This window comes from Kocuria tytonis (genome assembly GCF_003226895.2).
Lineage (GTDB): Bacteria > Actinomycetota > Actinomycetes > Actinomycetales > Micrococcaceae > Kocuria > Kocuria tytonis.
The window spans coordinates 393949-412201 of the sequence record NZ_PNJG02000002.1 but is presented as its reverse complement, the minus strand read 5'-3'; the positions used below and the strand labels follow the sequence as shown (position 1 = coordinate 412201).

At 67.6% G+C, this 18253-nt stretch carries 17 protein-coding genes and 1 pseudogene; 11 read left to right on the top strand and 7 right to left on the bottom strand.

Features of this window, described 5'->3' with window-relative positions:
• Positions 1-141 precede the first annotated feature (141 nt).
• The gene (locus tag C1C97_RS07765; protein ID WP_110919534.1) at positions 142-1704 is read left to right on the top strand and encodes an AbgT family transporter; all 1563 of its coding nucleotides are present in this window, start codon (positions 142-144) and stop codon (positions 1702-1704) included.
• A gap of 243 nt (positions 1705-1947) precedes the next feature.
• Here C1C97_RS07765 and C1C97_RS07760 read toward each other — a convergent pair whose 3' ends face one another.
• From C1C97_RS07760 to C1C97_RS07750, 3 genes are all read right to left on the bottom strand, one after another.
• Complete coding sequence (locus C1C97_RS07760; RefSeq protein WP_233542817.1) at positions 1948-4791, bottom strand: DUF4401 domain-containing protein; 2844 nt, start codon at positions 4789-4791, stop codon at positions 1948-1950.
• A gap of 219 nt (positions 4792-5010) precedes the next feature.
• Positions 5011-6432 carry a glucose-6-phosphate dehydrogenase gene (locus C1C97_RS07755; protein WP_121031041.1) on the bottom strand — a complete coding sequence of 474 codons (1422 nt, stop codon included), beginning with the start codon at positions 6430-6432 and terminating at the stop codon, positions 5011-5013.
• Positions 6433-6596: 164 nt separating this feature from the next.
• Positions 6597-6893: a hypothetical protein gene (locus tag C1C97_RS07750; protein WP_121031039.1), complete on the bottom strand. Its 297-nt coding sequence runs from the start codon at positions 6891-6893 to the stop codon at positions 6597-6599.
• 539 nt (positions 6894-7432) lie between these two features.
• Between C1C97_RS07750 and C1C97_RS07740 the strand changes: the two genes are divergently transcribed.
• Both C1C97_RS07740 and C1C97_RS07735 read left to right on the top strand, forming a co-directional pair.
• Positions 7433-8041 (top strand): aminotransferase class IV, encoded by a 609-nt coding sequence (locus C1C97_RS07740; protein ID WP_121031037.1) that lies wholly within the window; start codon positions 7433-7435, stop codon positions 8039-8041.
• A 90-nt stretch (positions 8042-8131) separates the two neighbouring features.
• Positions 8132-8983, top strand: a complete 852-nt coding sequence (locus C1C97_RS07735) for a hypothetical protein (RefSeq protein ID WP_121031035.1) — start codon at positions 8132-8134, stop codon at positions 8981-8983.
• A 44-nt stretch (positions 8984-9027) separates the two neighbouring features.
• Here C1C97_RS07735 and C1C97_RS07730 read toward each other — a convergent pair whose 3' ends face one another.
• A complete protein-coding gene (locus C1C97_RS07730; RefSeq protein WP_110920741.1) occupies positions 9028-9465 on the bottom strand; it encodes a GyrI-like domain-containing protein in 438 nt (145 codons plus the stop codon).
• Between the two features lie 118 nt (positions 9466-9583).
• On the opposite strand from C1C97_RS07730, the gene C1C97_RS12170 reads away from it, so the two are divergent.
• From C1C97_RS12170 to C1C97_RS07715, 3 genes and pseudogenes are all read left to right on the top strand, one after another.
• Positions 9584-10033, top strand: coding sequence for a hypothetical protein (locus C1C97_RS12170; protein WP_147406063.1), 450 nt, complete (start codon positions 9584-9586; stop codon positions 10031-10033).
• 129 nt (positions 10034-10162) lie between these two features.
• Positions 10163-10411: a hypothetical protein gene (locus C1C97_RS07720; RefSeq protein ID WP_121031031.1), complete on the top strand. Its 249-nt coding sequence runs from the start codon at positions 10163-10165 to the stop codon at positions 10409-10411.
• 383 nt (positions 10412-10794) lie between these two features.
• Positions 10795-11412: pseudogene (locus tag C1C97_RS07715) on the top strand (recombinase family protein).
• 72 nt (positions 11413-11484) lie between these two features.
• On the opposite strand, the gene C1C97_RS07710 reads toward C1C97_RS07715, so the two are convergent.
• Positions 11485-12087, bottom strand: a complete 603-nt coding sequence (locus C1C97_RS07710; RefSeq protein WP_121031029.1) for a CueP family metal-binding protein — start codon at positions 12085-12087, stop codon at positions 11485-11487.
• 134 nt (positions 12088-12221) lie between these two features.
• Between C1C97_RS07710 and C1C97_RS07705 the strand changes: the two genes are divergently transcribed.
• The 3 genes from C1C97_RS07705 (at position 12222) to C1C97_RS12685 (ending at position 14487) form a co-directional block, all read left to right on the top strand.
• Positions 12222-12923, top strand: coding sequence for a response regulator transcription factor (locus C1C97_RS07705; RefSeq protein ID WP_064846433.1), 702 nt, complete (start codon positions 12222-12224; stop codon positions 12921-12923).
• Entirely contained in the window at positions 12920-14059 is a 1140-nt protein-coding gene (locus C1C97_RS07700) for a sensor histidine kinase (RefSeq protein WP_064846434.1), read from the top strand. The genes C1C97_RS07705 and C1C97_RS07700 overlap by 4 nt, the downstream gene beginning before the upstream one ends.
• Positions 14060-14127: 68 nt before the next feature.
• Positions 14128-14487: a heavy-metal-associated domain-containing protein gene (locus C1C97_RS12685; RefSeq protein ID WP_121031027.1), complete on the top strand. Its 360-nt coding sequence runs from the start codon at positions 14128-14130 to the stop codon at positions 14485-14487.
• A gap of 21 nt (positions 14488-14508) precedes the next feature.
• On the opposite strand, the gene C1C97_RS12535 is transcribed toward C1C97_RS12685, so the two are convergent.
• A complete protein-coding gene (locus C1C97_RS12535) occupies positions 14509-14730 on the bottom strand; it encodes a hypothetical protein (RefSeq protein WP_233542815.1) in 222 nt (73 codons plus the stop codon).
• 18 nt (positions 14731-14748) lie between these two features.
• Here C1C97_RS12535 and C1C97_RS07690 point away from each other — a divergent pair, with 18 nt between their 5' ends.
• The gene (locus tag C1C97_RS07690) at positions 14749-16782 is read left to right on the top strand and encodes a copper-translocating P-type ATPase (protein WP_233542814.1); all 2034 of its coding nucleotides are present in this window, start codon (positions 14749-14751) and stop codon (positions 16780-16782) included.
• A 34-nt stretch (positions 16783-16816) separates the two neighbouring features.
• The gene (locus C1C97_RS07685; protein WP_121031023.1) at positions 16817-17440 is read left to right on the top strand and encodes a YdhK family protein; all 624 of its coding nucleotides are present in this window, start codon (positions 16817-16819) and stop codon (positions 17438-17440) included.
• Between the two features lie 200 nt (positions 17441-17640).
• Here C1C97_RS07685 and C1C97_RS07680 read toward each other — a convergent pair whose 3' ends face one another.
• Entirely contained in the window at positions 17641-18051 is a 411-nt protein-coding gene (locus C1C97_RS07680) for a four-helix bundle copper-binding protein (protein WP_121031021.1), read from the bottom strand.
• Positions 18052-18253 lie beyond the last annotated feature (202 nt).

The window sequence follows — 18253 nt, the reverse complement described above, 5'->3', positions numbered from 1 at the left end:
CGGTGGCGCCGCGGCGTCGCCCTTCCCGGGCCGGGTGGCGCCATCTTGTCCGCGTGCCCGTGTCCTGCCCCGCCCGAGCCCGGTGGTTGCGTACGGTGGGCAGATCACGCGTCCGCCGCAGCCGTCAGAACGGAACCCGCCATGTCCTCCACCGCGCCCAGCGCCCGCCCGAAAGGGACCGGGACCAGGGGAACCGGTGTCCTGCTCAGGATCCTGAACTGGATCGAATGGGTGGGCAACAAGCTTCCCGATCCCTTCTGGCTCTTCCTGATGCTCGCGGGCATCGTGCTCCTGCTCAGCTGGGTCCTCTCCGCCGTGGGACTCAGCGCCGTGAACCCTGCCACCGGCAAGACCGTGGCGGTCACCAACCTCCTGGCCCCGGACGGGCTGCGGAAGATGATCTCCGAATCGGTGACCAACTTCGTGGAGTTCCCCCCGCTGGGCCTGGTGATCGTGGTGCTGCTGGGTGTGGCCGTGGCCGAGCAGTCCGGGATGCTCTCCGCGGCACTGCGCGGTTCGGTGGCGCGCGTGGGGCCCAAGTGGCTCACGTTCGTGCTCGCGCTCACCGGCATCACCGGCTCCATCGCCTCGGACGCCATGTACGTGGTGCTGATCCCGCTGGGGGCACTCGCGTTCAAGGCCGCCGGGCGCTCACCCGTGGTGGGTCTGATCGTGGCGTTCTGCTCCGTGGCGGCCGGCTTCAACGCGTCCCTGCTTCCCACGGCGTCGGACGCGCTGCTGGGCGGCATCACCACCGCGGCCGCGGGGCTGATCGACAAGAGCGTGATCGTCACGCCGGTGTCCAACTACTTCTTCACGTTCGTCTCCTCGCTGGTGCTGGCCGCGATCATCACCCTGGTCACCGAGACCGTGCTCTCCAAGCGCGGTGAGGCGCTCGCCGAGGACACGGACACCAAGCAGCAGGACATGGGCGACTTCAACGACATGCGCCTCAAGCCCCGAGAGAAGCGCGGTCTGCGCAATGCCGGGATCGCCTTCCTGGTCATGCTGGCGCTCTACCTCCTGCTGCTGCTGATCCCCGGCTCACCGCTGCGCGCCGAGGACGGTTCCGTGCTGATGTCCCCGCTGCTGCTCAACGTGGGCATCGTGATCGCCATCGTGTTCGCGGTGGTGGGCTGGGTGTACGGCCGCGCCGCCGGGACCATGACGCGGGCCCGCGAGATCCCCGAGGCCATGGCCAAGGGACTGACCACCGTGACGCCGGTGCTCGTGCTGTTCTTCGCGGCCGCTCAGTTCACCGCGTACTTCCAGTGGTCCGGGATCGGACCCGTGCTGGCCGTGTACGGCGCGGACTTCATCGGCTCGCTGGGGCTCAGCCCGGTGTTCACCTTCACGGGGATCGTGCTGATCGTGGCCGTGATGAACCTGCTCATCACCTCCGGTTCCGCCCAGTGGACGCTGCTGGCGCCGGTGATGGTGCCCATGCTCATGCTGCTGAACGTGTCCCCGGAGATGACCCAGGCGCTGTTCCGCATCGGCGACTCCCCCACCAACGTGATCAGCCCCGTGAGCCCCTACTTCGCGCTCGTGCTCGGCTACCTCCGCCGCTACCAGAAGGAGGCCGGCGTGGGCACGCTCATCTCCCTGGTGCTCCCGGTCTCGATCGCCATGCTGATCGGCTGGTTCCTGCTGTTCGTGCTCTGGTATCTGCTGGGCCTGCCGCTGGGGCCGCAGGACCTCTGAGGCCGCGGTTCCCGCCGCGGGACGACGACGCCGCGCCGCCCCCTCCACGGTCCTCGCCCTTCCTGCCGGGGCGCCCCCGCAGCACACTCGACGCAGCCCCTCCCCGCACGCGCGCGGGGAGGGGCTGCGTCCATCCCCGCGCTCCGGCACGGCGGCGCCACCGCGCCCATCACGCACGAACGCCCCTCCCCGCGCGGGGGAGGGGCGTTCGGTGTCACCACGGTGGGCGGTGGCGGGTGGGGATCAGTCGTTCGTCTTCACGGTGAGCTTGTCCCCGGAGACGGTCACCGTGCCCGAGCCGTAGATGCTCGAGGTGGTGTCCTTGTCCTTCCAGTCGGCGGGTTCGTCGTCGTCGTACTCCTCGTTGTACTGGTAGTCCAGCCGCACCTCACCGGACCTGGAGGTGGAGTACGAGATCTCGTCGCTCGTCTCCGAGGAGGAGGACACCGAGTACGTGGGGTAGCGCTCGATGGTCCACGAGGGGTTGCGATAGTCCTTCTTGTCCCCGAAGATCGAGTACTCGAACGGGCAGCCCTGGGGCTCGAACTCCGCCTTCTGGGCGCACTGGTCCAGTGTGGCGTTGAGCTGCTTGGTGAGGTCCTGCTCCAGCGCGGGGGTGAAGGACCGGCTGAAGGACATGCTCGACTCCATGGACTGCGCCCCGGCGCGGATCTCCGCCACCTGGTTGCCGCCGTAGGTCACGTACTTGCCCGGGGAGGCCACACCCACGGCGTAGTCGCCCGGGAGCACGGTGAACTGCTGGGTGCGGGTGTCATTCTGCTGGTCCACCGCGACCTTCTGGTCGTTCACGGTCAGCTCGCCCACACCGGCGGGCACCTCCACGCTGAACGTCTGGTACAGCGGGTTGCCGGAGGAGTCGTCCACGCGCCAGGACTTGAACAGCCCGTTGCGCGAGTCGCTGACCATGGGCACGTCCACGGGGGTGGTCACCCCGTCCTGGGTGACGTTCGCGTGGACCGTGGCGTGGTCCCCGTTGATGTCCGTGTCCTTGACCTCGTAGGAGGAGATCCGGTTCTGTGCGGCGCCGTAGACGCCGTCGGTGAGCAGCGCGCGCTCGGCGGTGTTCACATTGGGGTTCGCCGTGTCCGTCACCGCGGAGGCTTTGCCGTTCTGCACGGACCGCAGCAGCTCCTCGGCCTGGTTGTCCGGACCGAACACGGTGCGGCTCAGGATGGAGAACACCACCGCGGCCACCACGCCCAGCAGGACCAGTGCGCCCACGATGATCGCGACCAGCCGGATCCGCTTCTTCTTCGCCGGGTCCATCGGGGTGCGCTGCACGGGCATGCTCGCGGTGGACGTGGGGTCGTCGTAGCTCGGCAGCGTCCGCGTCTGCTCGCCCGCGGCGGGGACGTCCCGCTGGGCGCTCACCCGCTCGTCGGCGGGGTACTGCCCGGGCGACGTCGTTCCCGCCGCTGCCTGCGCCGGGGCACCGGGTGCGGTGGTGCCGGGGACGGCGTCGTCGGGTGCCGAGGCGTGCGGTGCGGTACGGTGCGCGGCGGCGACACCCGCGCCGCCCATTGCGGCGGCGGAGGCCACCACGGCGGCGCGGCCGCGGGCCCGGTCCGATCCGCGCAGTGCGCGGGTCAGGGGAGCGGGCAGGGAGTGCATGAACGCGGGGGCCACGAAACGGGCCAGGAGCTCGATGACCACCCCCCACAGCAGGAACACCAGGCAGGTCCAGCCGGCCGGGCGCACGCTGAAGCCGGCGGACGCCGTGCTGGAGCCCTCACCGAGGAAGGTGCCGGACACCCGGAGCAGCCACATGAGCAGCAGGCCCAGCACGAAGTAGGCCAGCGGCAGCACGGCCCAGGAGAACGGGTTGCGCGTGACGCGCTGGTCCACGGGACGCACGTGTGCCCACACGAGGGCGGCGCACACCACGGAGACGACGGCCAGCAGGATGCTCAGCACCACGGCCCAGGCGGGGATGGTGCCGTCGGACCACAGGTAGAAGACGTCGTGGCGTCCCGCGAGGTCACCAAAGCCGGAGGCCGCGCCCCCGGTGTACAGCCCGGACAGCAGGGACGCGACGAACAGCCAGCCCACCGCGAGCGGCAGCCACAGCAGGGCGGAGAACCCGGCTGCCGCGCCCAGCTTGATGAACACGAAGATCAGCAGGCCCAGCCCGGCCAGACTGCCGAACACCGCGAACTGCACCGCCATGGGGCGCAGCACCTGGAGCAGACCGGGGGCGGTGCGCTCGGCGCCGATCACCACACGGCCGGGGGTGGTCTGGGTGGAGCGGGCATTGAATGCCGCGGCCGCCGTCAGCAAACCCACCACGAACAGCACGGGGAACAGCAGGCCGCCCATGGCCGTGATGCGCAGCCGCACGTCCGTGTAGAACATAGTGGTGTCCGACTGCAGGGCGGTGAGCACGGTGCCGATCAGAGCCAGCAGGCCCCACGTGACGCCGCTCAGGGCAGCCATGACCCACTGCACGGCACGGGTCTCCACGCGCAGTCCGGCGGAGAGCTTGCGGGCGAGGAACCACGCTGCCGCGATGCCGCACGCGAGGGCGAAGTACTGCGGGACCGTGATGCCACCGGACGCACTGTCGCCGTCCGCGCTGATGATCGCGCGCAGCGGCACCAGCGCGGCCATCGCGGCGAGTTGGAACGGGGCGGAGACAATCCAGCTCCATCCGGAGGTCTCGGTGTCAACCCCCACGGCGTCCCCCAGCTGGTCGTTCAGCTGCTCGGTGACGCCACTGCTCGAATCGTTGGAGATGGCCAGGCCCAGCGCACTCAGCAGCAGCGCGATGATCGACCCGATGACGGTGCCGGCGTAGCCGCCGAGGCCCGCCACGACGGGGACCCACCAGTGGCGCCCGGTCATGCTCGCCAGCGCGGCGGGCGGTGTGTAGGCCGGAGCGGCCGTCCCGGCGCTCGTGGGGGCGGTGGTGCCGTCGGACGGGATGGCGCGGGTGCGGTCCGCGCCGTCGTCCGCGGCGGTGTGCGAGGTTTCGGGGTGCTCCGTGCCGCCCGTGGCGGGAGCACCTCCTGTGTGCTGCGGGTCCGGTTCCCGGGACTCGCCCGCCGGATCGTGCGCCGATGAAGGCATGGTCATCTCTCCCCTGGGGTGGTCAGCCGATGCCCAGAATGAAACCTGGGTAAAACCTGAATATCAGACGGGGCGTGCTGAACACGGGCCGACCTACCGGGAGGGGGACATGTTTATGAATGTGTCACTAAAAACCGGGGGCTGCGGGCCGGGGTGGTTCGCCGGACCGGCCTGGAGCCCGGGCGCCGCGCACGACGTGCGTTCCGGCGCCGTGCGCGCTCACCCCTGGCGGCGCGGCCCCTCCGAACCGGCGGGGTACTCCTGCAGCGGGGCGCAGGTGTCGTAGGCGTGCTGGATGAGGTCGATGATCCGCCAGCCCTCCTCGGTGGCGTCCGCGCGCACCGTGAAGGTGGGGTCCCCGTCCAGGATCCATCGCATCACGGAGCCGTACGCGGTCAGTCCGGGCTCCGGCACGCCGCTGGACAGCGTGAGCCGGTTCATCCCGCGGGAGTCGAAGGGGCTGCCCACGTTCGCCTCCAGCTGCACGTGCTCCTCCTCAAAGCCCACGGTCAGGGCATTGGGCGCGGTGGGGTGCGGCCAGCCCCGGTACTCGTGCGGCGGGCGGCGGAACGTCACGCGAATGTGCTGGGCGGGGTTGCCGATTGCCTTGCCCGAGCGCAGCGTCACGGGCACACCGTTCCAGCGCCATGTGTCCACCTCCAGGGTCACCTGCACGAACGTCTCGGTCTCCCGCTCCGGGTCCACGTCCTTCTCCCGCGCGTAGTCCGGGACCTCGTGGCCGCCCACGGTCCCGGCGGTGTAGCGGCCGCGCACCACCGGGGTGATCCCCGGGTGCTCGGCGGCGTGCGTGGCGGACTCCTGGTCCCACAGCCGGGTGGCGCGCAGGATGTGCGCGGTGTTCGCGGGGACCTCCACGGCGTCGAAGCGCGAGGGTGGATCCATCATGGTCAGCGCCATGACCTGCAGCAGGTGGGACTGCAGCATGTCCCGCGCGGCACCGGTGGAGTCGTAGAACTCGCCGCGGCCCTCCAGGGCCAGGGTCTCGTCGAAGACGATCTCGATGGACTCGATGTGCCGGCGGTCCCACACGGGCTCGAACAGCCGGTTGGCAAAGCGCAGCCCCACGATGTCCAGCACCCCGGGCATGCCCAGGAAGTGGTCCACGCGGAACGTGTGCTCCTCGTCCACCAGCTGCGCCACCTGGGCGTTCAGCGCCCGCGCGGAGTCCAGGTCCGTGCCCACGGGCTTCTCCAGGGCGAGGTACAGGTCCTCGGGCAGCGAGTCCAGCTCAGCCAGGGCCGCGCACGCCTTCTTGGTGATGGCCGGGGCCAGGGCGAAGTACAGGCACACGGGGCCGACGACGCCGCTCAGCAGCTTCTCGAGGTCCGCCGCCTCGGTCACGTCGCACGAAACCCAGCGGGTGTTCTCCCGCGCGTGGTCCACGGCGGGGCCGGTGGCGTCCACGGACGAGAACGCCTTGGCGACAGTCTCCTCCCAGGTGTCCGCGCGCACGTCGTCGTCCGGGCCGAGCGGACCCGGGAAGTCGTCCCGGGCGGAGCCGATGACCGTGATCTCCCGCTCGGGCTGCATGGCGAGCAGCGAGCCCAGCCCCGGGAGCAGGAGGCGCGCGGTGAGGTCACCGGAGGCGCCGAGAATCACGAGGGTCCTGATGTTGTCCATGGGATCAGGGTAGGGGGTGGGGTGGGACTGCAGGGTGGATAGCCCATCAGCCGCCGGGCAGTCTCAGCCCGAGTCAACAGCGTTACGTCCTCCTGCATCCAGGGACGCCGACTGTTCTCGGGTGCTTACCCGCGCGTAGCCAGTCGTCCTGTGTCCCCTGGGGCTCAGGCGGCTCGCAGGAAGCGTGCCAGGGCCTCGCGTACGACTTCGCTGGCCTTCTGGCCGTGGTCGGTGGCGTAGGCGTCCAGCTGCTCTTTCAACGCGTGGGGGATGCGGGTCTGGATCACCGGGGAGGGTCCGCGGCCCTCGCCCACGCGCGGGCGCCCCATCTCCACGCGCTCGAACTCCTCCCAGGTCTCCACCCCGGCGGCGTCGAGCAGGATGCGCTCACCGGCCTTCGGGTCGCGGGTCAGGCGGCTGGCGTTGGGAACGACGGTGCCGCCCTCGATGTCGCGGGGCATTTTCTCGTATCAGTCCATGCTCAGTTCTCCTGGAGGTGGGGGCGGAACTTGCCGGTCAACTCCATCGCGTGGAAGATCAGCACCCCATGCGGGGGACGAATATCTGCGATGACTTCCAACCACCGGCCCGTCTGCGGGTGGCCAATGAACAGCGTTGCGTCCCCTTGCCCGTCACGGCCCGGAACGGGAACCGTGGACCACGGAAGCACGCACCGCGTACATCGCGTCTTCGCGGGCGATTCCGTGGCGGGCAGCCGAGGGGGTGAACTCAACGTTGCTCATGCTCCAGTCGGCTTAGGGCGTGGTGGGGGTGTGCCCCGGTGCGTAGGTCGTGTACCCGACTAGGCGCGGCAACGCGGCATGAGCGTAGACAGGGAGAAGGGCCCCAGGTGACGAATCATCTAAGGCCCTTCTCAAGTCTGCGCGTAGGCGACTAGCTCACAGCCAGAGCGGTACTACGGCGTTCGACTTCTAGGATAGCAATCAGGAGCGCCCCAATCGATCCCACCGAGGTCCTGACCCTCCTGTCCCAAGAACGGATGTCTTGGTACAAGAAGGACCCCAACAGCTGGCGCCTGCTGTCCGATGCTGACGCTCTGCGCCGCTACGAAAACCAAGCCGCCCTTCAGGCCAAGACCTGGGTGTTCATCGGCGGCGTCGAAGTCATCCTGCGTAACGCCCTGCACCATGCGCTCACCGATCACTATGGCGCCTGGCATGACGAGGACTCCCCCTTCGTTCGCGTTCTCACGACGCGCGACGCGGAGCGCCTGCGTGAAGCGCGCCGCACGTGCGAAGCAGACCGCGCTAGACGTTCCCGCACTTCGGGGAACGCCGCCATCGAACCTGGCCATATGGTCGCTGCTCTCACCTTCGGGTTCTGGCGCAAGCTGCTCTCCCGCAGCTACGACCGCACGCTATGGGTACCCGCCCTGCATAACGCGTTCCTGCCCGGCACAGCCCGCAGGCGGGTGTACGACGCGGCCGATCGCCTCAACATCCAACGCAACCGCATCGCCCACCACGAACGCATCACCAACCCCCGCCAGATCAGACAAGCCGGCCAGAACCTCGCCGGCGCAATCCGCCCGCAAGCGGAACTCTGGGTCAGCACTCTCTGGAACGAGATTCAGATCGCTCGCCCCTGAGGCACCTTCGTCGCGTTCGAGGCGCCAACCTCTGTGCGAGGACCATTCCCAACTTTCCCGATACAGCGAGTCCTGAAAGGCGCTAACGACGTGCGAGAAAGCGAGCTGTGGATCGAGGAACCCACTGACCCCCTCGACCCCTGGGGCAAGATCCGCCGCAGCGTGAACATCGACCTCATCAAGAACCTCGCCCGCGGACCTATCGCAGGAGACGATGACCTCGAATCAGCGATGTCGCTGGCACGCCTGGTTCGCGGCGCCTACACATCCTTCGGTACCGATGGCACCGCGAACGTCGAGCGAGAAGAAAGCTGGATCATCCTTCGAGCGCTCAGGATAATGCTCGAGCGACGCGGCCTCACCTTCGATCCACCCTGGCGCGACTATGACTCGTTCAAGTCCCACTGGGTCAGCGTCGGAGCTTCTGGCTCTGGCGGGTGGCAGGCTCGCCGCGACATCATCGGCCGGCACTTCGACCCGATCATCGAAGCCCTGGAAAAAGCCGAGGATGTCCAAATCCGCTCAGACTTGGTGGAACCTGTCTCACCTCACGCGAAGACCGGATGGACGCGAGTCGACACTGAGATCGCAGGACTGCGCCAGCGTTTCCGTACCGCGACCGCGATGCAGGACTACCGTGACTGCGGGAACCGCTCTGTAGCCGTTCTGGAGGCGTTGAGCGCCACCGTCTTCGACCCTGCCAAGCACTGGGCAGCAGGCGAGAAGCCACCACCCGTCGACAAGACAGACCTGCGTGTCGGCGCCTACATCGCAGAACGAATGGGCGGTAAGGAGAACGAGGAGCTGCGTGGACTCGTGAAGAAGGCCTCAGCCCTCGCACACAAGGTGAAGCATTCACCCCGCGCTGATCGAGTCAACGCAGGCATCGCTGCTGACGCGGTCATACTGCTCGCCAACATGCTGCGCCGACTCGCGGAGTAAGGCTCCTACTACCCGTTCACGCGGTGCAGAAAGCTTCGTTTGAGCTATACGAGGATCGGTACGAGGCAGTCGATCTCGCCTTCGCGCCGGTAGCTTTCGATATGGGGGCGCGTGGAGTCATGCCCCGCGTGCGAAAAAAGGACATCGAAAGCTTCACCGATCTGTCCGTACACCGCCGGCGCCTTACCTCGCAGGCGCAAACGCAGGTATGACCCACCGGGGATCGTCGTTTCGTCCAGGCCGAGAGGGTTGTCAGCATCGCGGTCCAGACGTGTTGAACACATGCGGTAGATCTGCGATCCGCCATAGACGAGGCCCATCATGCGCCGCCCCCTCAAGGAGTCGAAGCCATGCTCGAAGTCGGACCACCCCGCCTGGATGCTCGGGAGGTCGAGGGGGACGTCTCGACTCAGGGCGGGCAGGTCTTCGAGGGTGATGACGTCGATCCGACCTAAGGCGTGACGATCTGGGTAGTTACTCATGTGATAGGTCTAGCCAAGATTTTGGAAGGTTTTCAAGCCCTCGGGTGAGAGGTGCATGAACGGTCGTTCGAGCTACCTATCTGCGGCCATGTCCGTCCTCACGTTTAGCGTTGGGGGCATGAGTTGGGAACCAGTCCTCGAAGCAGTCGGTCAAGCGGTCAACGGTCGGAGCGAAGCCGCCAAGGCGGCTCTTGAAAAATGCTGGGATGAGACGGTCGAAGAAGACCATGCCCAACGGTGCGTGTTGGCGCACTACCTGGCCGACCAGCAGGAGAATCTTCAGAGCGAGACTCATTGGGACGAGCAATCCCTGACAGAGTTCACACACCTCCAAGACGGTGACCTCGCAGCCATCGGAGTTCCCTCGACAGGGGGGTTCGCTCCAAGCTTGCACCTTAACCTCGGTGATGATTACCTGCGCGCTGGGCGCGTCCAAGACGCCGAAGATCAGGCTGCACGGGCGCAGCAATCTGTCGCACGACTGCCCGAGCAGGGGTATGGCGCGATGATTCGGGACGGTGTTCGTCGCCTCCAAGGACGTGTCGAGGCGGCGAACGCGGCGCTGTAGCTCAAACGGTCGTTTGAACTACACGGTCATCAGCAGGTCGTCGGATTTAGGCGTTCATTCTGGTCGATTGTCAGGGCGATTCATGCCATGGTGGAAAAGAAGTGATGTCTACTAGGTAGGAGCAACCCCATGAGCGGGCAACTGACGAACCTCAAGCACAAGGTCCTCGGAGACCGCAGGGACAAGACCGCAGCGATCCACGAAGCGGGCTTCGAGAACGAAGCTAGTGCGGCCCAGTGGGCCAACGGCATCGCTACCGGACCTGTTGCCGATATGAGCGAACTCGCGTTGATCAAGCAGATCCGCGAAACTCGCCCTGACCTCACTCTCGCGACGGCGAGCTACATCGCCCAGCGCGCTAAGGCCCGAGCTGCCTGACAGGACGCTACACGCAGTGATGCCCCACCCTGAATTGGGTGGGGCATCACTGCGTGTAGCGCAAACGGTCGTTTGAGCTCCAGTCGGCTCAGGGCGTGGTGGGGGTGCGTCCCGGACGCGTAGGTCGTGTGCCCGGCCAGGTGCGACAACGCGGCATGAGCGTAGACGGGGAGAAGGGCCCCAGGTGACGAGTCATCTGAGGCCCTTCTCAAGTCTGCGCGTAGGCGACTAGCTCACAGCCAGGCTCGGTGTCACCTATCCGTACAGCAGTCCCCCCCCGTCACCCCTGGGGCCACTCACCCTCGTGGCCTGAAGTGAAGCTGCTGAAGGTATGGCTCCGAGCAGTGCAGAAACGGTCGAATACATGACAATGGAGGTGCAGGGTGCTGGTGAGGTACATGCGTGTGTCCAAGGCCGACGGGTCCCAGACCACCGATTTGCAGCGCGATGCCCTGCTCGCCGCCGGTGTCGAGGCTGATGCCCTGTAAGAGGACAAGGCCTCCGGCAAGACCAACGACCGCCCCGAGCTGGCCGCCTGCCTCAAGGCCCTGCGCTCCGGGGACACCTTGCTTGTATGGAAGCTGGACCGACCCGGGCGGGACCTGCGCCACTTGGTCAACATCGTGCACGACCTGACCGAGCAGGGCGTGGGATTGAAGGTGCTCACCGGCCAGGGGGCGGCGATCGACACCACCACTGCCTCGGGCAAGCTGGTGTTCGGGATCTTCGCGGCCTTGGCCGAGTTCGAGCGCGAGCTGATCTCCGAACGCACCAAGGCCGGCCTGGCCTCGGCCCGGGCTCGGGGCCGCAGGGGCGGGCGTCCCTACAAGATGACCCCGGCCAAGATCCGTCTGGCGATGGCCTCGAGGGGGAAGAGTGACACGAACGTCAGCGCGCTGTGCAAGGAACTGGGCATCACCCGCCAGACGCTCTACCGCCATGTCTCACCTACCGGTGAGCTGCGCGAGGCCGGATGCAAGGTGCTGGCCCAGCGGCGATGAACATCTGCGTGGCTGCGTGGCTGACTTGTGTCTAGGTCGTGGAGTGGCCCGGTGTTGGCGGTTCCCTCAGACTCAGGTGAGTTGAAGGGTGGTGAGGCAGGTGGCGGCTTCGTCGCTGGCGGAGAAGGTGCTCTGGCCGGTGTACCCGTCGTAGGTGACTTCGATGGTGCCGGTGATCCCTCGGGGCAGCCAGAAACCAGCGAAGCCGTTGTTGAAGGTGGTGACCTGTTCTTCGATGAGGGTCTGGCCGGTCGCGTCGTCGGTGATGCGGACGGTGATCTGTTCGTTGGCCAGTTCGCCGCGACAGGTGGTCAGGGAGTGATAGTGGCACTCGTGGGTCTGATCGAGGTAGGGGGCCAAAGACAGGTAGAACCGGTCCTGCGGCAGCGGGAGAATCAGTTCCTGTTCCGTGTCGGAGAGCAGGAGGTGATCGGCTCGGACCGAGGCCATTAGCTCGGTCGGGCGCTCAGCGACGGGGACCTGGTCGAGGTGGTCGATGATCTGCACGGCGTCCAGTCCGGCCAGATCATGATCGGCGAGGAATCCGGACTCACTGGTGGTCGCCGTGGTGCTGGTCGGCGCGGTGCTTGTTGTTACCGGCTGGGCCTGTGGCGCGGCGGTGCAGCCGGTGAGGGCCAGCAGCAGCGCCCCGGCCACGATCAGTTCTCGTTTCACTCAGTCCATTTTACGGCTGGCTCGCCGTTGATTTCGGGCGCCGCGGGGCGGAGTGTATGAAGATCCGTTGAAGATTTCCGCGTTAAGGGACCTGGCTGAACCCCTCCGACGGGGGCGGGCGCGACACTGATGGAATGGACATTCATCCGGGGCCACGGGCTCACCGTGTGCTGGTGGTCGATGACGAGAAGCCGTTGGCGAAGATGGTCGCCACGTACCTGGAGCGCGCGGGTTATCAGGTCACCACCGCGCACACCGGCCTGGAGGCTTTGCAAGCGGCACATGCCCTGGGTCCGGACGTGATCGTACTCGATCTGGGGCTTCCCGGGATGGACGGTCTGGAGGTATGCCGGCAGCTGCGGACCTACTCGGAGTGCTATGTGGTGATACTGACCGCGCGCGGTCAGGAGGAGGACAAGCTGGCCGGGCTGGCCGCCGGGGCCGATGACTACCTGACCAAGCCGTTCAGCGTGCGGGAGCTGGTGGCCCGGGTGCAGGCGGTGCTGCGTCGGCCGCGCACTACCGTGGACGGCACTGAACCGGCACAGGTGTTTGAGGACCTGGTGGTGGATCTGGTCGCTCATGAAGTTCGGGCACAGGATGCGGCGGTGGCGCTGACCCGCACCGAGTTCGACCTGTTGGCGGCACTGACGGCCCGCCCGCGCCAGGCCTTGTCCCGGCGACAATTGATCAACGTAGTCTGGGATCCGGCCTGGGTCGGGGATGAGCGGATCGTGGACGTGCACATCGGAAACATGCGCCGCAAACTCAACGAGGATCCGAACCGCTATATCGAGACGGTGCGGGGCGTGGGCTACCGGATGGCACACCGATGACCGGTCCTTACCGTCCCCGAGGAATGGCCTCTCGGTTCTTCCTGGCCCAATTGCTGGTGGTGGTCGCCAGCATCCTGGCGGCGGTGGTCATCGCCTCCCTGATCGGCCCCCCACTCTTCCATGAGCACCTGCTGCGGGCCGACGTGGCGCCGGAGGCCAGTCAGGTGCTGCACGTGGAGCGAGCCTACCGAGACGCCAACCTGTGGACCCTGGGGGTGGCCCTGGCCACGGCGCTGGTCCTGGCCACCGCGGTAGCCTGGTTCTTTGCCCGCCGTATCCACGCGTCCCTGCACGCGCTCACCGGCGCGGCGGCCTCGATGGCCAGCGGCCACTATGGCACCCGGGTTCCCGCCACAGGAGCCGGGATCGAGGTCGATGCCGTGGCGGAGGCGTTCAACACCATGGCCGAGCGACTGGACGGCACTGAACAGACCCGCCGGCGGTTACTGGCGGACCTGGCCCACGAGATGCGCACCCCGGTCTCGGTGCTCACTATCTACCTGGACGCCTTACACGACGGGGTCACTGCCTGGGATCAGGCCACCGCAGCGGTGATGACCGATCAGCTAGCGCGGCTGACCCGGCTGGTCGAGGACATGCACGATGTCTCCCGCGCCGAAGAGGGCCGACTCGACCTGGACTGCACCGACGAAACCCTCGACCAGCTGCTCCAAGCCACCACAGAGACCCACCACGAGGCCTTCGCCGCCCAGGGCGTCCAGCTGATCCTCCAGGTCCGTCAGGACAGCACGGTGCGCGTGGACCGGCAGCGGATCGGCCAGATTCTGGACAACCTGTTGACCAACGCGCTGCGCCACACCCCGACCGGCGGGACCGTCACCCTCAGCGCCGACCGGGCCCCCACCGGCCAGGCCCGGGTCACTGTCACCGACACCGGAGAGGGCATCACCGCCGAGCAGCTGGGCCAGGTCTTTGAGCGGTTCTACCGCGGGGATTCAGCCCGCGACCGTGACCACGGCGGCTCCGGGGTGGGTCTGGCCATTGCCCGCTCCCTGACCGAGGCCCACGGTGGAACCCTAACCGCCGCCTCTATCGGAGGCGGCCACGGGGCCACCTTCACCTTGTGCCTGCCCGCGAACCACCTCGAGCCGCCACCTGCGGTAAACGGCGCCTAACACTCCTTATAAAATACCCCTTGGGGGTATACCCTAAAAGAAGAGTCTTCGTTCTGAAAGGAACACTCATGACCCCGACCCACCCTCTATTGCCGATGGCCTCCGCCGGCTGTGCCTGCTGTGCCTCCACCCAAGATGGCTCAGGCCAGGACATCCCGGCCGCCGTCCCGACCACCCCTGGAACAGACGGGCCTGGAGCACCGGCCCCGGCTCCGGCAACCACATATCGAGTGGAGGGTATGACCTGTGGGCACTGCGCCAGGGCCGTGACTACGGCCCTGGAAGCGGTGGACGGCGTTCACGCCGCGAGCATCGAGCTGGTGCCCGGCAGCGTCTGCGCGGTGACCGTCACCAGTGACCGACCTGTGCCCTTCGACAGCGTCCGGGCGGCCGTCGAAGACGCCGGCTATAGCCTCGCCCCGTCCTAACGGTTCAGCACGCCCGCACCATCAACCACCCACTCCAGCGGGAAGGACAGCATGAGCAACCCGCAACATGAGCACCCCCACGGCCACCCGGCCCCGCCGGCGGGCCCACACGCCGGCCACCGAGACCACCACCAAGGCCACGGTGACCACGCCAATGCGGCCACCCACGGCCAGGCAATGCCGGGTGGGCACGTGAACTCGGCGGTGGACGAAGAACACCACGTCCACTCCCATGGCGAGCACGCCGGGCACAGCACGGCGATGTTCAAGAACCGGTTCTGGTGGTCGTTGATTCTGAGCGTCCCGGTGGTGATCTTCAGCCCCATGGTCGCCCACCTGCTGGGCTACCACGTCCCCGAGTTTCCCGGTTCGAACTGGATCGCCCCGGTGCTGGGCACGATCATCTTCGTCTATGGCGGTACCCCGTTCCTCAAAGGCGGGCTCCAGGAGATCCGGTCCCGTCAGCCGGGGATGATGCTGTTGATCGCGATGGCCATCACCGTGGCCTTCCTCGCCTCCTGGGTCACCACCTTGGGTGTCGGTGGGTTAGACCTGGACTTCTGGTGGGAGCTGGCCCTGCTGGTGACCATCATGTTGCTGGGGCACTGGATGGAGATGCGCGCCCTCGGGGCGGCGTCCTCCGCGCTGGACGCCCTGGCCGAGCTGCTGCCCGATACGGCCGAGAAAATCCCCGACCACGGCGGGGCCCCCGTCGCGGTGCCCATCGCCGAGCTGACGGTTGGTGACACCGTGCTGGTGCGCTCCGGGGCCCGGGTCCCGGCCGACGGGCAAATCGTGGACGGCGCGGCCGAGTTCGACGAGTCGATGATCACCGGCGAGTCCCAGCCCGTGGACCGCGGTCCCGGGGACACCGTGGTCGCCGGGACCGTGGCCACCGACAACACCGTCCGGGTCCGAATCGAGGCCACCGGTGAGGACACCACCCTGGCCGGGATCCAGCGGATGGTCGCCGACGCGCAAGACTCCTCCTCCCGCGCCCAGGCCCTGGCCGACCGGGCCGCGGCCCTGTTGTTCTGGTTCGCCCTGGCTGCCGGGATCATCACCGCGATCGTCTGGACGCTTATCGGCAGCCCGGATGACGCGGTGACCCGGACCGTCACCGTGCTGGTCATCGCCTGCCCGCATGCCCTGGGCCTGGCCATCCCGCTGGTCATCGCGATCTCCACCGAACGTGCCGCGAAGGCCGGGGTGCTGATCAAGGACCGGTTGGCGCTGGAAAAGATGCGCAGCATCGATGTGGTCCTGTTCGACAAGACCGGCACCCTGACTGAGGGTGCCCACGCCGTCGCCGGCACCGCCCCGGTACCGGGCGTGACCGAGGGTCGGCTGCTGGCGGTGGCCGCCGCCGCCGAGGCCGACAGTGAACACTCGGTGGCCCGGGCCATCGTCACCGCCGCCACCGAGCACCCCGAGGCCTCGGCCCAGCCCCTGCGTGGCACAGGCTTCAGAGCAGCCTCCGGTCGTGGCGTGCAAGCCACCGTGGACGGGACCGAGGTGCTGGTGGGTGGGCCGAACATGCTGCGCGAGTTCGACTTGGCCACCCCGACGGAGATCACCGAGACCACCGAGGCCTGGGCCGACCGCGGCGCCGGCGTGCTGCACGTGGTCCAAGACGGGCAGATCATCGGCGCGGTGGCCGTAGAGGACCGGGTCCGCCCGGAATCCCGGGCCGCCGTACGCGCCCTGCAGCACCACGGGGTCAAGGTCGCCATGATCACCGGCGACGCCCGCCAGGTCGCCCAGGCCGTAGGCGTGGACCTGGGTATCAACGAGGTCTTCGCCGAGGTGCTGCCCCAGGACAAGGACACCAAGGTCACCGAGCTCCAACAGCGCGGGCTGAGCGTGGCCATGGTCGGCGACGGCGTCAACGACGCCCCCGCCCTGGCCCGGGCCGAGGTCGGCATTGCCATCGGCGCCGGCACCGACGTGGCCATGGAATCGGCCGGCGTCGTGCTGGCCGACAACGACCCCCGCGCGGTGCTGTCGATAATCGAGCTGTCCCACGCCAGCTACCGCAAGATGATCCAGAACTTGGTCTGGGCCGCCGGGTACAACATCGCAGCCGTCCCGCTGGCCGCTGGCGTGCTCGCCCCGATCGGGTTCGTGCTCTCCCCGGCCGTCGGCGCAATCTTGATGTCACTGTCCACGATCATCGTGGCCCTGAACGCCCAGCTGCTGCGCCGCACCGACCTGGACCCGGCCCACCTGGCCACCACCACCGCCGAAGACCGGAACGCGGCAGCACGGTCGGCCGCCCCGGCAGCCACCCACTGACTCTGACCCCGATACGAGAAGGAGAACCACTACCATGAAACGCACCACCACCCTGGCCAGCCTGGCCCTGGCCTCCACCCTGGCATTGACCGCCTGCGGCGGCACAGACGCGGATAACACCTCCACGCCGCCCGCCACCGCCTCGACACCGACCACCGCGACTTCAGATGCCTCGCCCACCGACACCACCCCCAGCCACTCCGAGGGCATGGGCGGCATGGGCCACCAGCACGATTCCCACGGCGGCCCGGCGCCGGAGGGGATCGAGCCTGCCACCGACCCCACCTATCCGGTCGGCACCACGGTGACCCTGACCGCAGACCATATGCCCGGGATGCAGGGGGCCGAAGCGACGATCACCGGTGCCTTCGACACCACGACCTACTCGGTGACCTACACCCCGACCACCGGTGGTGAGCCCGTCACCGACCATAGGTGGGTCGTGCACGAAGAACTTCAGGACCCCGGTCAGCCGCCCCTGCAGGAAGGCACCCAGGTCGTCCTGGAAGCCGATCACATGGCCGGAATGCAGGGGGCCGAGGCGACGATCGAGGACTCGACCGATGAGACCGTCTACATGGTCGATATCGTGATCGACGGCATGGAGATGACCAACCACAAGTGGGTCGTCGAGAGCGAGATCCAGCCCGCCCAGTGATGCTACCCGGCTGGCCCTGCCCGGATAGTGCTGATGCTGCCCGGTCTCGGACCAGCGGACCCCACCGGACTGGGCCGGGACACAGCACACGGGGACCTGCCCTGCCTTCCTCATGAAGGTCGGGCAGGCCCCCGTGCCGGAGACAACCGCTCAGACCCTCCTGCAGCGAGCCCGCCTCGTCAGGACAGACCGGCCAACACTCAGCCCACGGAGGCCAGCAGGTCGGCGCAGGCCTGCTCGCACCGCCGGCACGCCTGCGCGCACACCTTGCAGTGCTCATGCATCTCCGCATGGGAAGCGCACTCATCGCCGCACGCCTTGCAGGCCACCCGGCAGGCCTCCAGCAAGGCCCGGGTGGTCTCCACATTGGTACCAGTCTGCCGGGACAGCACCGCCCCGGTGACCACGCAGACGTCTGCGCAATCCACGTTCAGACCGATGCACTGCCGCAGCTCGGCCACCATGTCCTCGGCCAGGCAGGCATCCGCGCAGGCCGTACACGTCTGGGCACACTCGAAACAGGCTTCAATGCACTCGACCAGCTTCTGCCGGTCGATGTTCCCCAGCTCCTTCGGGTAGGTCTCCAGCATCGAGCTCACATGATGGGTCACGGCTTCCTCCGTCGGCGATCCAATCGAGAAGACGAACTAGCCGGAGCTAGCCCGCCCTGCCCTCCACCGTAGGCCTCCGTCAGCGGCCGACTCAAGAGTCTCACTCTTAACCTCGATCCACCGACTCAGGTTAGGGCCGGCGGCCGATATCCCGGATCGGCACTGAGCCGTTTTTTGGCGTGACGTGGTGGCCGGCCTCGCT